General features: G+C 66.8%; 11 protein-coding genes. 5 read left to right on the forward strand and 6 right to left on the reverse strand.

The window, feature by feature from the left end; genetic code table 11:
- The first annotated feature begins 363 nt into the window (after positions 1–363).
- The 5 genes from ACIBJF_RS11000 (at position 364) to ACIBJF_RS11020 (ending at position 6608) form a co-directional block, all read left to right on the forward strand.
- Complete coding sequence (locus ACIBJF_RS11000) at positions 364–1398, forward strand: ABC transporter permease (RefSeq protein WP_399173384.1); 1035 nt, start codon at positions 364–366, stop codon at positions 1396–1398.
- A gap of 111 nt (positions 1399–1509) precedes the next feature.
- Complete coding sequence (locus tag ACIBJF_RS11005) at positions 1510–3318, forward strand: ABC transporter substrate-binding protein (RefSeq protein WP_399173385.1); 1809 nt, start codon at positions 1510–1512, stop codon at positions 3316–3318.
- An 87-nt stretch (positions 3319–3405) separates the two neighbouring features.
- Positions 3406–4386 carry an ABC transporter permease gene (locus ACIBJF_RS11010; protein ID WP_399173386.1) on the forward strand — a complete coding sequence of 327 codons (981 nt, stop codon included), beginning with the start codon at positions 3406–3408 and terminating at the stop codon, positions 4384–4386.
- Positions 4387–4396: 10 nt separating this feature from the next.
- Positions 4397–5461, forward strand: a complete 1065-nt coding sequence (locus ACIBJF_RS11015) for an ABC transporter ATP-binding protein (protein ID WP_399173387.1) — start codon at positions 4397–4399, stop codon at positions 5459–5461.
- A 28-nt stretch (positions 5462–5489) separates the two neighbouring features.
- Complete coding sequence (locus tag ACIBJF_RS11020) at positions 5490–6608, forward strand: ABC transporter ATP-binding protein (RefSeq protein ID WP_399173388.1); 1119 nt, start codon at positions 5490–5492, stop codon at positions 6606–6608.
- Here ACIBJF_RS11020 and ACIBJF_RS11025 read toward each other — a convergent pair whose 3' ends face one another.
- The 6 genes from ACIBJF_RS11025 to ACIBJF_RS11050 form a co-directional block, all read right to left on the reverse strand.
- On the reverse strand, positions 6609–7349 hold the full coding sequence (locus tag ACIBJF_RS11025; protein WP_399173389.1) for a class I SAM-dependent methyltransferase: 741 nt from the start codon (positions 7347–7349) through the stop codon (positions 6609–6611).
- Between the two features lie 216 nt (positions 7350–7565).
- Positions 7566–8624 (reverse strand): ABC transporter ATP-binding protein, encoded by a 1059-nt coding sequence (locus tag ACIBJF_RS11030; protein ID WP_399173390.1) that lies wholly within the window; start codon positions 8622–8624, stop codon positions 7566–7568.
- Positions 8625–8650: 26 nt separating this feature from the next.
- Entirely contained in the window at positions 8651–9688 is a 1038-nt protein-coding gene (locus ACIBJF_RS11035; protein WP_399173391.1) for an ABC transporter ATP-binding protein, read from the reverse strand.
- A 48-nt stretch (positions 9689–9736) separates the two neighbouring features.
- Positions 9737–10717: an ABC transporter permease gene (locus ACIBJF_RS11040; protein WP_356301430.1), complete on the reverse strand. Its 981-nt coding sequence runs from the start codon at positions 10715–10717 to the stop codon at positions 9737–9739.
- Positions 10718–10814: 97 nt separating this feature from the next.
- Positions 10815–12575, reverse strand: coding sequence for an ABC transporter substrate-binding protein (locus ACIBJF_RS11045; RefSeq protein WP_399173392.1), 1761 nt, complete (start codon positions 12573–12575; stop codon positions 10815–10817).
- A 76-nt stretch (positions 12576–12651) separates the two neighbouring features.
- A complete protein-coding gene (locus tag ACIBJF_RS11050) occupies positions 12652–13641 on the reverse strand; it encodes an ABC transporter permease (protein ID WP_399173393.1) in 990 nt (329 codons plus the stop codon).
- Positions 13642–13940 lie beyond the last annotated feature (299 nt).

Raw genomic sequence — 13940 nt, forward strand, 5'->3', positions numbered from 1 at the left:
GTGACTGAATTGAGATCTACGGGCAGTGGTCGGTGCTCGACCCATGGCAGATAGTTAGCCGCGTAGCGCTCGGGTCAATGGGTCTCGCACTGTGGGGACAGTGCGTCGACTCACGAGCACCAGGGGGTGTCTGGCCCTCCGTCAGGGGTGTCGGAGGGTAGACGGAGACCCTCTCCTGTTGGTGAACATGTGGAGTCATGAGGAGGAACCCCCATGCGCGGTGTCACAAACACCAGGTGGGTCTGTTCGTCGCTTCCAGCGGTGTGATTCGGCTGTAGAACTACGCGCGTCCGCCTCGCGGTTCCGCGCGTTCTCGGAGTACCCGAGCACCTCTCACACTCATACCTGTGAAACGGACGAACCGTGACAAGTCCTATCGACATTGAGGGCGACGGAACCTCGGTCGTCGTCGACGGCGAACCAGGGCCGGAGGCGAAGAGCGAAGCCGTCAAGCTCGAAGGCCGGTCCCCCGGCCAGCTGATGTGGATGCGCTTCAAGCGCGACCGCACCGGCGTGATCTCGGCCTACGTCGTGGGCTTCTTCTTCTTGGTCGGGCTGCTCGCCCCGCTGATCGCCAAGCTGTACGGGAAGGACCCGTACACGGTGTACGCGGACGAGCGCCCGGAACTCTTCGACAGCGCCGGCGTGCCGGTGCATCCCAACGGCGGTATCAGCAGCGAGTTCTGGTTCGGTCTCGAACCCGGAAACGGCTACGACGTCTTCACCAAGCTGATCTACGGCATCCGCACCTCGCTGATGATCTCGGTCGCCGTCACCGTCGCCGTCGTGGTGACCGGCATCCTGCTCGGTGTCGCGGCCGGCTATCTCGGCGGCAGGACCGACTACTTCATCGGCCGGGTCATCGACTTCCTGCTCGCCTTCCCGGCGCAGCTGTTCTTCATCGCGAGCATGCCGGTCGTGGTGTCCCTGTTCGTCAGTCCCCGCGACGAGACGCCGACCTACGTCCGGGTGGTGGCCCTGATCATCGTCCAGTGGTTCCTGGGCTGGATGGGTCTCGGGCGTATCCTGCGCGGCACCGCACTCGCGCTGCGGGAACGGGAGTTCATCGAGGCGGCCAAGGTCAGCGGTGCCTCGTCGTGGCGGATCATCAGCAAGGAGATCCTGCCGAACGTCGTCACCCCGCTGCTGGTGCAGGCGACGTACCTGCTGCCCGGTTTCGTGACGGCCGAGGCCGGTCTGTCCTTCCTGGGCGTCGGCATCGTCGAACCGACGCCGGACTGGGGGCAGATGTTCTCCAAGGCGTCCACCGAACTGGTGATGCAGAACGACATCACCTACATGTTCTTCCCCGGCATATCGATGATCATCTTCGTCGTCGCGTTCAACCTGCTCGGGGACTCGGTCAGAGACGCCTTCGATCCCAAGACCGCGCGCTGACCTTTCACTGCACCAACTCCACTGCACCACAGCGCACTTCCAGTAGTCCTTTTCGCACTGGTGAGACACAGAATGCACTGGTGACACACAGAATGGGTGGGAATCTTCGTGATGAGTAAGGGCGGACGCCACGTCTACAGCGCGCTCTCCGTGCTCGCGGCCGGAGCTCTTGTGCTCACCGGTTGCAGCAAGGGCGGCAGCGACACCGGCTCCAACAACAAGAAGGACCAGCAGGACGCCAAGCGGCAGCAGGCGTCGATCAAGTTCGGCGGCACGGCGGACTCCACCGGCCCCGCGGCCGACGTGCCCGGTGCCAAGTCCGGCGGCACCATGGAGGTGCTGCAGCGGGACTCGTACGCGCACCTCGACCCGGGCCAGATCTACGTCTCCGACGAGATGTCGCTCGCGCAGCTGCTGCACAGAGGCCTGACGGGCTACAAGTCCACCAGCAACGACGGCAAGCAGCACGAGGTGGTCGGCGACCTCGCCACCGACTCCGGCACCACCACCGACGGCGGCAAGACCTGGAAGTACACGCTGAAGGACGGCATCAAGTTCCAGGACGGCACGCCGATCACGTCCAAGGACATCCGCTGGAGCCTCGAGCGGCTCTTCGCGCCGTTCATCAACCAGGGCCCCACCTACGTCCAGCAGTGGCTGGCCGACACCTCGGGCGCCGACTACCGCAAGCTGCTCAAGGACGGTCCGTACAAGGGCAAGCACCTGCCCAGCTCCATCCTGGAGACCCCGGACGACAAGACCATCGTCTTCCACTTCAAGAAGTCGCACCCCGACCTGCCCTACGCGCTGGCCATGGCCGGCTACGCAGTCGTCTCGCAGAAGGGCGACACCAAGGAGCGGTACGACAAGAACCCGGTGGTGTCCGGCCCGTACAAGGTCCAGTCGTTCAAGTCCGGCAAGTCGATGGTGCTGGTCAAGAACACGAACTGGGACCCGAAGACGGACCCGATCCGGCACCAGTACGTGGACCAGTTCAACATCTCGTTCAACCAGCAGTTCGAGAACTCCACCAAGGCCCTGCTCGCCGACAGCGGCGCCGACCAGAGCGGCATCAGCTTTAACAACCAGGTCGACGCGGGCAACCTCTCCCAGGTGCTGCGCGACCCGAAGATGAAGTCGCGCACGGTCTCCGGCTACCAGCCGTACGTCGGCCAGATGAACATCAACATGAGCCACCCGGCCATGAAGGACAAGACGATCCGCGAGGCCATCGCCTACGCCCTGCCGATCACCCCGTTCGTGCGCGCCTTCGGCGGCAACGACGCCATGGAGGTCGCGGGCGGTCTGATCTCCCCGACCGTCTCCGGCTACGACGCCTCCTTCGACCCGTGGGGCAAGAAGAAGAACCCCGGCGGTGACCCGGCCAAGGCCAAGGAGCTGCTGAAGAAGGCCGGCAAGCTCAACATGAAGCTGACCTTCGGCTACATCAACACCCCCGAGGGCCAGCAGTACTCCACGGCCATGGCGGCGGGCCTGAAGAAGGCCGGCTTCGACGTCCAGCGCCAGGAGATCCCGGCCGAGACCTACTACGACCAGGTCTCCAAGCTGAACAACAACTACGACATCTTCCACACCGCGTGGGGCGCCGACTGGCCGTCCGCCTCGACCGTGATCCCGCCGCTGTACGACGGCCGCGTGATCGCCGACGGTGCGCAGAACTACTCGCAGGTCAACGACCCGAAGATCAACAGCGAGATCGACCGGATCAACCAGATCACCGACCCGGTCAAGGCCGCGGCCGAGTGGGAGAAGCTCGACCAGTACATCGTCAAGGACAGCATCAACGTCGTCCCGACCGCGTACTACAAGCAGACCCAGATCGCCGGCTCCAAGGTCGGCGGCCTCGTCTACGACGACGTGATCGGCGGGGTCGACCCGCGTCGCCTCTTCATCAAGTAACCGTCCCCGTCCGGTACCCGGCGCGCTCCCGAGCAGGGGGCGCGCCGGGCACCGCCAAGGCCGCCGACGTCTGAGAGCTGCCCTGTCATGCTGCGCTTCCTCGTCCGCCGGATCATCGGTGCCGTCGTCATTCTGTTCCTGCTGAGCATCGTCACGTTCGTGCTGTTCTTCGGGGTGCCCCGGGACCCCGCGCTGATGATGTGCGGCAAGACCTGCAACCCGGACAGCATCGCGAACATCCACCATGTGCTCGGCCTGGACAAATCCATCACCGAGCAGTACTGGATCTTTCTGCACAACCTCGTCATGGGCAGCGACCAGTTCGCCCAGGGTCCGTGCCCGGCCCCCTGCTTCGGCTACTCGTACCACACCAACGAGCAGGTCTGGGCCACCCTGATGGACCGGCTGCCCACCACCGTCTCGCTCACCCTGGGCGCGGCCGTGTGCTTCCTGATCGTCGGCCTCGGCACCGGGCTGCTCGCCGCCTGGCGGCGCGGCACGCTGATCGACAAGACGGCCACCGCGGGCGCCATGGTCATCAGCTCACTGCAGATCTACTTCCTCGGCCCGCTCGCCCTGGCGATCCTCGTCTACCAGACCCACTGGTTCGACAAGCCCTCCTACAACGAGTTCACCCACGACCCGGCCTCCTGGTTCACCGGCCTGATCATCCCCTGGGTGATCCTCTCCACGATCTTCGCGGCGCAGTACACCCGTATGGCGCGCTCCTCGATGATCGAACAGCTCCAGGAGGAACACGTCCGCACCGCCCGCGCGAAGGGCATGTCCCGCGGTTACGTCTTCTTCCGCTACGCCTGGCGGGGTTCGCTGATCCCGATCGTCACCATCTTCGGTATCGACCTCGGCTCACTGTTCGGCGGCGCCATCATCACCGAGTACACCTTCAGCCTGCCCGGTCTCGGCAACCTCGCCGTCCAGTCCGTCTTCTTCAGCGACCTGCCACTGCTGCTCGGCGTGATGCTCTTCTCCGCCAGCATGATCCTGCTGTTCAACATCATCGTCGACGCCGCCTACGCCTTCATCGACCCGCGCGTGCGGCTGTCCTAGGAGCACTGTCGTGACCACTCTGACCAAGGAGGCCGGTGCTCCGACCCCGGCCGGCACCGGTCCCCTGCTCTCGGTACGGGACCTGCACGTCAGCTTCAAGACCGAGGACGGCGTCGTACGGGCCGTGGACGGACTCTCCTTCGACCTGGAGCGCGGCAGGACGCTCGGCATCGTGGGCGAGTCCGGCTCGGGCAAGTCGGTGACCAACCTGACCATCCTCGGTCTGCACAACCCCATGTTCACCACGGTCGAGGGCGAGATCCTGCTCGACGGGCGGGAGTTGACCACGGCCCGCGAGTCGGAGCTGGAGAAGCTGCGCGGCAACAAGGCCGCCATGATCTTCCAGGACCCGCTCACCGCGCTCTCCCCCTACTACACCGTCGGCCGGCAGATCGCCGAGCCGTACATGAAGCACACCGGCGCCTCCAAGAAGCAGGCCTGGGAACGGGCCGTGGAGATGCTCGGCAAGGTCGGCATCCCCAACCCGAAGGAGCGGGCGAAGGACTACCCGCACCAGTTCTCCGGCGGTATGCGCCAGCGCGCGATGATCGCCATGGCGCTGGTCTGCGACCCCGACCTGCTGATCGCCGACGAGCCGACGACCGCCCTGGACGTGACGGTCCAGGCGCAGATCCTCGACCTGCTCAAGGACCTGCAGCAGGAGTTCGGATCCGGCATCATCTTCATCACCCATGACCTGGGGGTGATCGCCGACATGGCCGACGACATCATGGTGATGTACGCGGGCGGCGCGGTGGAGCGCGGCACGGTCGACGAGGTGCTCAGGTCCCCGCGTCATCCCTACACCTGGGGCCTGCTGAACTCGATGCCGCGCCTGGACTCCGACCTCGGCGCCCAGCTCTCCCCGATTCCCGGGGCCCCGCCGTCGCTGCTCAACCCGCCGTCCGGCTGCCGTTTCCACCCCCGCTGCGCCTATCCGGAGCGGGTGGAGGGCACGGGCCGCTGCATGCGCGAGCGCCCGCTGCTCGCCCCGGACCGGGCCTCCGCGTGCCATCTCACGGAGGAACAGAAGCGGACCATCTTCATCGAAGAGATCAAGCCCCGTCTGGGGTAGTCGTCAGTTGTCCTAGGAGGACATCGTCATGACCGAGGACATGGTCCTCCCAGCCCCGCGCGAGAAGAGCGCCGGCGCGGACGGGGAGCCGCTGCTGCGGGTCTCCGGACTGACCAAGCACTTCCCCGTCAAGGGCGGCTTCCCGATCCGCCGGACGATCGGCGCTGTGCAGGCCGTGGACGGCGTCGACCTCACGGTGCACGCCGGGGAGAGCTTCGGCCTGGTCGGAGAGTCGGGCTGCGGCAAGTCGACCACCGGCCGGCTGATCACGCGGCTGCTGGAGCCGACGGGCGGCACGATCACCTACCGCGGGCAGGACATCAGCCACGCCACGCGCAAGCAGCTCGCCCCCATCCGCTCCGAGATCCAGATGATCTTCCAGGACCCGTACTCGTCGCTGAACCCGCGGCAGACGGTCGGCAAGATCATCTCGGGTCCGATGGAGATCAACGGGATCGAGCCCGAGGGCGGCCGCGAGAAGCGGGTCCGCGAACTCCTGGAGATCGTCGGCCTCAACCCCGAGCACTACAACCGCTTCCCGCACGAGTTCTCCGGCGGTCAGCGCCAGCGCATCGGCGTGGCCCGCGCGCTCGCCCTGGAGCCGAAGCTGATCGTCGCCGACGAGCCGGTCTCCGCGCTGGACGTCTCCATCCAGGCGCAGGTGGTGAATCTGCTCCAGGAGGTCCAGAAGGAACTGGGCATCGCGTTCGTCTTCATCGCCCACGACCTGGCCGTCGTCCGCCACTTCTCGCAGCGGGTGGCGGTCATGTACCTGGGCAAGATCATCGAGGTGGGCGACCGCGACTCCATCTACACCCGCCCGCGCCACCCGTACACGCACGCCCTGCTGTCCGCCGTGCCCGAGGTGAACCTGTCGGACGAGGACTCCGGCGGGCGCGAGCGCATCCGCCTGGCCGGCGACGTGCCGTCCCCCATCTCCCCGCCCTCGGGCTGCCGCTTCCGCACGCGCTGCTGGAAGGCGCAGGACAAGTGCGCGACCGAGGAGCCGCCGCTGGTCCAGATCTCCGGCAACCACAGCGGTCATCTGACGGCCTGCCACTTCCCGGAGGAGCCGACGACCGAAGCCCGGGACGAGGACATCGTGCTGGACCCGGCACTGGCGGCACTGGAGGAGAACGCCGACTGATCAGGCGGGCCGGGCCACCGTGATGATCTCGGGGCTGGCGGGGGTGACCGGCCCCCGCCCCCAGTCGCCGTACTGCTCGACGACCGTCAGCCCGGCCTCGGCCAGAAAGCCCTCCAGGGACTCCCGGTCCAGGAACCGCAGCACGCCGGGACACACCTGGGGGGCCTTCCACGCGTCGCCGTCGTAGGTCTCGGTGAACCGCACCCGGCCCCCGCTGAGCCCGCCGCCGTGCACGTCGTACCACACCCGCACCGGTGTCCCGTCCCCGGCGGGGATCTCGTACACCCGGTCCGGGGTCCAGCGCTCCCAGGCGCGGGCGGACGGGTTGCGGGTCTCGAACACGAACCGCCCGCCGTCGCCGAGGGCCGCCCGGGCCCCGCGCAGACAGTGCCGGATCTCCTCGTCCCCGACCAGCTCCTGGAAGGCGTGGCCGGTCATGACGGCGAGGTCGAACTCCCCGTTCCACAGCCGGGTGCGCATGTCCCCGAGCACCCACTCGACGTCCGGCCGGGCCCGCCTGGCCTGTACGAGCATGGCGGGGGCCGGATCGAGCCCCATCAGCCGGCCGCCGTGCCCCTCGGCCCGCGCCCGCCGCAGCAACTGCCCGGTACCGCACCCGATGTCCAGCACCGAGCGTGCCTCCCGCACCAGGCCGAGGTAGAAGTCGTCACCCGGTCCCCAGGGATTGAGGCGGTCGTAGAGCGCGGCGAGCGTGAGATCGGTGAAGACGTGATCTACCACCGCGGCAGTGTGACACACGATGTTGAACGGCGCGTCAGGTTCCGGTGCACTTCTCGCGCGACTTTCAACTCCGCGCCGGCGCCGATCCCTTGTACGACGAAGGCCCGCGTCTGGGGAGGCGCGGGCCTTCGTTCCCTGGAAGCGGACGTTCAGGGCTCGGGTCAATGGGCCGGTGAAGTCCCTTCCGCAAGGGGACGGCTGACGAAAAGGGGTGTGTCAGGCCGCCGCCTCGGGGTCCTTGGAGAGACGGTCCTGGGAGGCACGCGGGGCGGGGATCGTCTCCTGCGTCTCAGGATAGTGGCACGCCGTGAGGTGACCCGGCTTGTTGCCCTCCACCTGCACCAGCGGCGGGGCCTCCGACGCGCACTTCTCCGTCGCCTTCCAGCAGCGGGTGCGGAAGCGGCAGCCGGAGGGCGGGTTGATGGGGGAGGGCACGTCGCCGACCAGGCGGATGCGCTCGCGCGGCTCCGCGTCCACCGTCGCCTCGGGCACGGCGGAGAGCAGCGCCCGGGTGTAGGGGTGGCGCGGGTTGCCGTACAGGTCGTCGCGGTCGGCGATCTCGACGATCTTGCCGAGGTACATCACCGCGACGCGCTGCGAGAAGTGCCGGACGATCGCGAGGTCGTGGGCGATGAAGACGAACGCGATGCCCAGTTCCCGCTGCACCTTCTGCAGCAGGTTCACGACCTGGGCCTGGATGGAGACGTCCAGGGCCGAGACCGGCTCGTCCGCCACGATCAGCTTCGGCTCCAGGGCGAGCGCGCGGGCCACGCCGATGCGCTGGCGCTGACCGCCGGAGAACTCGTGCGGGAAGCGGTTGAAGTGCTCGGGGTTGAGGCCGACGATCTCCAGCAGCTCACGGACGCGCTTCTCGCGGCCGCCGGCCGGGTTGATGTCGTTGATCTCCATCGGCCCGGAGATGATCTTGCCGACCGTCTGCCGCGGGTTCAGCGAGGCGTACGGGTCCTGGAAGATCATCTGGATCTCGGAGCGGATCGGCGCCAGACCCCTGCGGCCCGCGTGCGTGATGTCCTGCCCGCGGTAGGTGATCGTGCCGCCCGTCGGCTCCAGCAGCCGCGTGATCAGCCGGCCCGTGGTCGACTTGCCGCAGCCCGACTCGCCGACGAGGCCCAGGCTCTCGCCCTCGCCGACCTGGAAGTCCAGCCCGTCCACGGCCTGCACCGCGCCCACGGCCCGGCGGATCGGGAAGCCGCCCTTGATCGGGAAGTGCTTGGTGAGCCCGGAGACGTCCAGGAGGGGGTTCGTGTTGCTCATGATCGTGAAGTCCCGTCTGCTGTCCGTCAGTTGTGCCGGGTTGTGGCGAAGTCGGCGAACAATTCCTGCTTCTGTTCGGCGGTGAGGTGGCAGGCCGAGCCGCGACCCTCGGTGATCTCCAGCACCGGCCGGTCACTGGAGCACTTCCCGCCCGCCACCTTCTCCGCGAAGGCGCAGCGCGGGTGGAAGCGGCAGCCGGACGGCGGGTTGAGCAGCGAGGGCGGCGAACCCGGGATCGGCGTCAGCGGCACGTCCACCGGGCCGTTCAGGTTCGGCATCGAGTTCAGCAGGCCCAGGGTGTAGGGGTGGTCCGGGGTGCTCAGCACCTGCTTCTTGGTGCCGCGCTCCACGCACCGGCCGCCGTACATCACCAGCACGTCGTCCGCGATGTCGGCGATCACGCCGAGGTCGTGGGTGATGAAGATGATCGCGGTGCCGAACTCCTGCTGGAGGTCCTTCAGCAGGTCCATGATCTGGGCCTGGACCGTCACGTCGAGGGCCGTGGTCGGCTCGTCGGCGATCAGCAGCTCGGGGTCGCAGACCAGCGCCATGGCGATCATCGCGCGCTGGCGCATGCCGCCGGAGAACTGGTGGGGGTAGTCGTCGACCCGCATGTCCGGCTGCGGGATGCCCACCCGGCGGAGCATCTCGATGGCCCGCGCCCGGGCCTCCGCCTTGGAGGCGCCGGTGTGCTTGCGGTACGTCTCGCCGATCTGTTTGCCGACGGTGTGGTACGGCGACAGGGAGGCCAGCGCGTCCTGGAAGATCATGGACATCTTGTTGCCGCGCAGCCGCTCCAGCTCCGACTCCTTGGCGTTGAGCAGCTCCTGGCCGTCGAGCAGGATCTCCCCGTCGATGGCGGTGCGGTCGCGGTCGTGCAGACCCAGGATCGTCAGGTTGGTGACGGACTTGCCGGAACCCGACTCACCCACGATGCCGAGCGTCTTGCCCTTGGCGAGATCGAAGGTGAGCCCGTCGACGGCCTTGACGATGCCGTCCTCGGTGGAGAAATGGACTTTCAGGTCCCTGACGGAGAGGAACGGCTGCTGATCGGTGCTCGTCACGGGGACGCTCCTGAGGGGGTGATGCGGGGTAGGGGCCGGGGATGGAGGTCAGGCGAGCCGGATCCGCGGGTCGATGAAGGCGTAGACGGCGTCGACGATGATGTTGAAGAAGACGATGGCGGCCGCGGCGACCATGGTCACACCGAGCAGCATCGGCAGGTCGTTGGCGTCCACCGCGGTCAGCGCGAGCCGGCCGATGCCCTGGAGGCTGAAGACGGACTCGGTGATGATGGCGCCGCCGATCAGCGTGCCCATGTCGATGCCGAAGATCGTCACGATCGGGCCCATCGCGCCGCGCCAGGCGAAGCGGAAGAACACCGAGCGCCGGGACAGGCCCTTGGCGCGGGCGGTGCGCACGTAGTCCTCGCTGAGCTGCTCCACCAGCTGGGAGCGGGTCATGCGGGTGTAGTTGGCGGTGAAGATGATCGACAGCACCAGCCAGGGCAGCAGCAGGCCAGAGGCCCACTTCGCCGGGTTCTCGGTGAACGGCGTGTACGAGGGCTGGTCCAGGATGCCGAGCTGCTGCACCAGGAAGAACATGGCGATGTAGCCGACGAAGTAGATCTGCAGCGAGGAGCCGATCAGCGAGAACGAGCTGGCGATCTTGTCAGCGGCCTTGCCCTGCTTGACCGCGGCGATCATGCCGGTGCCGACGCCGACGATGAGGAAGAAGAACGAGGCGCCGAGAGCCAGCGAGATGGTCAGCGGCATGCGCTTCATGATGGTGCCGAGGACCGGCTCACGGTTGGTGAAGGAGAAGCCCAGGCAGGGCGCGTTGCAGTTGCCCAGGCCGCCGTAGTCGCGGCCCAGGAAGATGCCCTCCAGCCAGTGCCAGTACTGCACAGGCAGGGGGTCGGACATCCCGAGGTTGTGCCGGACCTGGTTGAGCAGTTCCGGCGTGCAGACCTTGCCGCAGGCCATGCGGGCCGGGTCACGCGGGAGCGCGTAGTACAGCATGAAGGTGACGGCGCTGATGATCAGCAGAATGACAAGTGCGCCGAGCACTCGGCGGACTAGGAAACGGAACATCTCGTGACTTTCCGGACGGGGCGCCGTCGCCGGGGTGTGGGGAAGCGAGTCGGAGGGGATCCGGGGCGGCGGGGTGGCCGCCGCCCCGGAAACTGGATCAGGCCTTGGCGAAGACCTTGCCCAGAGCGATGCAGGTGTTGCCGGAGTCGTAGATCACGCCGCCGACCTTGGAGCCGTAGAAGTAGTTGCGGATCGGGTTGTAGTCCGGAACCACCGCGGCCAGACGCATGATCTGCTCGTCGATGTCGCCCCACATCTTGTTGGCCTTGTCCGGGTCGGTCTCGGCCGTGGCGGCGGCGATCGCCTTGTTCACGCTCGTGTCGTTCAGCTGCGGCCAGTTGACGCCACCGTCGGCGATCTGGCTGCCGTCGAAGCAGGGCTGGATGACGGCGTAACCGGCAGGCCAGTCCGGGCCCCAGCCCGCGGCGAACATGTCGTACTCGTTGTCCAGCTGACCGATCTGGCTGTAGAAGGACGTCTTGTCGACCTGCTTGAGGACCGGGACGAAGCCGGCCTTGGTCAGCGCGGTCTTGATGGCGACGGCCTGCTTGACGGAGTTGTCGGACTGCTGCATCGCGACGACGATGCGCTGCCCCTCCTTGCCGGCCTCCTTCAGCAGGGCCTTGGCCTTGTCCGGGTCACCCATCGGCTTGGTCTTCTTGCCGTACAGGTCGAAGTCCTTGTGACCCGGGGTGAGGGGGCTGATGATCGTGGTCGCGGTCGCGGTGGACAGCGAACCGCCGCGGATCTGCTTCAGCTGCTGCGACGGCCACGCGTAGTTGAGCGCCTGGCGGACCTTGACGTCCTTCACGCGCGTGGTGTTGATCGCGAAGTAGTAGCAGGTGGTGTCGACCTGAGTCAGCACGCGGCTCTTCAGCGCCGGCTTCGTCATCACGTTCTGGAGGCGCTCGGGGGCGACCTCGTTGAGCATCGACAGCGTGTGCTGGTCGTTACCCTGGTCGGCGATGTAGCGGTCGGTGGAGGCCAGCGACTGGAAGCCGAACTGGAACTCGAACTTGTCCGGGTAGGCGTTGCGGATCGGGTCCGTCTCGGCGACCCAGTGCGTGTTGCGGACCAGCGACGCCGACTTGCCGATGTCGCGATTGGCGATCTTGTACGGGCCGCAGGAGAACGGACGCTTGTCGTACTTCTCCTTGGTGTCGTGCTTCTTGGGCACGATGGAGAAGCCGCGCATGGCAAGCATGAAGTTGAAGTCGGCGTGCGCCTCCTTCAGCTTGAAGGTGACGGTCTTGCCGGCCACCTCGATCGAGTCGAGGTGCTTGCCCTCGTAGGGGCCCTTGTACTTGTCGCCGCCGAGCAGCCAGCTCTGCGGGTAACGCGGGCCCTGGGTGACGAACTTGGCGAAGAGGCGCTCGAAGGTCCAGCGGACGTCCTCGATGGTGACGTCGGCGCCGTCCTCCCACTTCACGTTGTCCTTCAGAGTGAAGGACCAGGTCTTGCCGCCGTCCTTGGTGGTGCCCGCATCGGTGGCGAGGTCGCCGACGAGGGTGGTGTTGCCCTTGGAGTCGACCTTGTAGCCGGTCAGACCGCGGAGGAACAGCACCGAGCAGGCGCCCTCGTAGGAGGAGTAGAGCTGGGCCGGGTCAAGGTGGTCCCAGTCGATCTGGTCGAGCGTGTAGATCGTGCCGCCCTTGACGGCGCCCGGGACCTCGGGGGCCGGGCCGGTGGAGTCGGCCTTGGTGCCGACGGCGATGGTCGCGGCCTTGGCCTTGTCCACGGAGGGGGCCTTGCTCGTGCCCGCGCCGCCCGCGTTGCCGCTGCTGCAGGCGCTCAGAACGGTGCTCGCACCGGCCGCCACACCCGTGGCTATGAGGAAGTTTCTGCGGGAGAAGGACATGGCTTACCTGCCTAGTGATCGATGGATGAGAGACGTGCAGACCAGCCGGACGGCGGTGACCGGACAGGAACGGGGCTCAGCGCTTGGACTTCGGGTCGAGCGCGTCGCGCACCGAGTCGCCGAGGAGGTTGAAGGCGAGGACGAAGAGGATCATCGACACGCCTGGGAAGATCATGAAGGTGATGTCGTCCGAGTAGAACTGCGCGCCGCGCCCGATCATCACGCCCCAGTCCGGGGTCGGGTCGATCATGCCGACACCCAGGAACGCGAGGCCCGCCTCGGCCGTGACATAGGCCGGAAGCATCAGGGTCGACTGGATGAGGATCGGCGTCCACAGGTTGGGCAGGAGTTCCTTGAAGATGATGCGGCGCGGGGAGGCGCCCGTCACCTTGGCCGCCTCGACGAACTCCCGTTCGCGGAGTCCGAGGACCTGGCCGCGCAGCAGTCGCGCGATGGAGGCCCAGCCGAAGGCGGAGAGGACGAGGATCAGGCAAGTGGCCCGCAGCCAGGCCGGGACATCCTCGTCGAAGGGGACGAATATGCCGTAGACGACCGGCATGAAGGCTATGAAGAACAGCGTCGACGGGAACGACAGCAGGATGTCGATGACCCGGCCGATGAGGTAGTCGGTCTTCCCGCCGAGGTAGCCGGCGGTGGTGCCGATCACCACGCCGAGCACCGTGGTCAGCAGCGTGGCGGCGGTGGCGATCAGCAGCGAGGTCCGGATGCCGTAGATCAGGAACGTGAAGACGTCCCGGCCCAGCTGGGGCTCGATACCGAACCAGAAGTCGCCGGAGATGCCGCCGTTGGGCTTGACCGGGTAGGCGAAGTCGTTGAGCAGCCCCGGAGTCTCCTGGCCGTACTGCTCGTACGGATTCTTGCCGTAGAGCTTGGCGATCAGCGGAGCGCAGATCGCGACCACGAAGAAGAAGATCACGACGTAGGCGGATATGACGCCCGTGCGGTCGCGCTTGAAGCGGTTCCAGGCGAGTCGGCCCGGGGAGCGGCTCTCGCTGCCCTTAGGGGTGGAGGGCGAGGGTGACTTGTCGACGCTGTCGTCGGTCACCTCAAGCGGGGCAGCCGCGGATGGGGATGGGGGGGTCATGGTGCTCCTGGCCCAAGGGAGGGTCTTGATGACTCCGCAGGGCGCTCCCCTACGGGCTACGCCGGACTTTTTCAACGCAATTCATGCAGGGTCAATAAATTCTCGGTCGCCTTGGTTGCGTCTTTACCTTCTTTACCCGCACTTGATCATTCCGTAGCTACGCGTGTAGCGTGCCGTGATCGATCCGTGCTTCACATCGGACTAATCCGACCAATCGGGCGATGAGTTCGATATGCGGACGTCGACGTGTCGAAATGCGT

Origin of the sequence: Streptomyces sp. NPDC050743 (genome assembly GCF_044456925.1) — a bacterium.
Taxonomy (GTDB): domain Bacteria; phylum Actinomycetota; class Actinomycetes; order Streptomycetales; family Streptomycetaceae; genus Streptomyces.

Excerpts from the sequence above, each read along its gene's own strand:
- ACIBJF_RS11010 (WP_399173386.1), top strand. The coding sequence starts at position 3,406 with ATGCTGCGCTTCCTCGTCCGCCGGATCATCGGTGCCGTCGTCATTCTG.
- ACIBJF_RS11030 (WP_399173390.1), bottom strand. The coding sequence starts at position 8,624 with ATGAGCAACACGAACCCCCTCCTGGACGTCTCCGGGCTCACCAAGCAC.
- ACIBJF_RS11005 (WP_399173385.1), top strand. The coding sequence starts at position 1,510 with ATGAGTAAGGGCGGACGCCACGTCTACAGCGCGCTCTCCGTGCTCGCG.
- ACIBJF_RS11020 (WP_399173388.1), top strand. The coding sequence starts at position 5,490 with ATGACCGAGGACATGGTCCTCCCAGCCCCGCGCGAGAAGAGCGCCGGC.
- ACIBJF_RS11040 (WP_356301430.1), bottom strand. The coding sequence starts at position 10,717 with ATGTTCCGTTTCCTAGTCCGCCGAGTGCTCGGCGCACTTGTCATTCTG.
- ACIBJF_RS11045 (WP_399173392.1), bottom strand. The coding sequence starts at position 12,575 with ATGTCCTTCTCCCGCAGAAACTTCCTCATAGCCACGGGTGTGGCGGCC.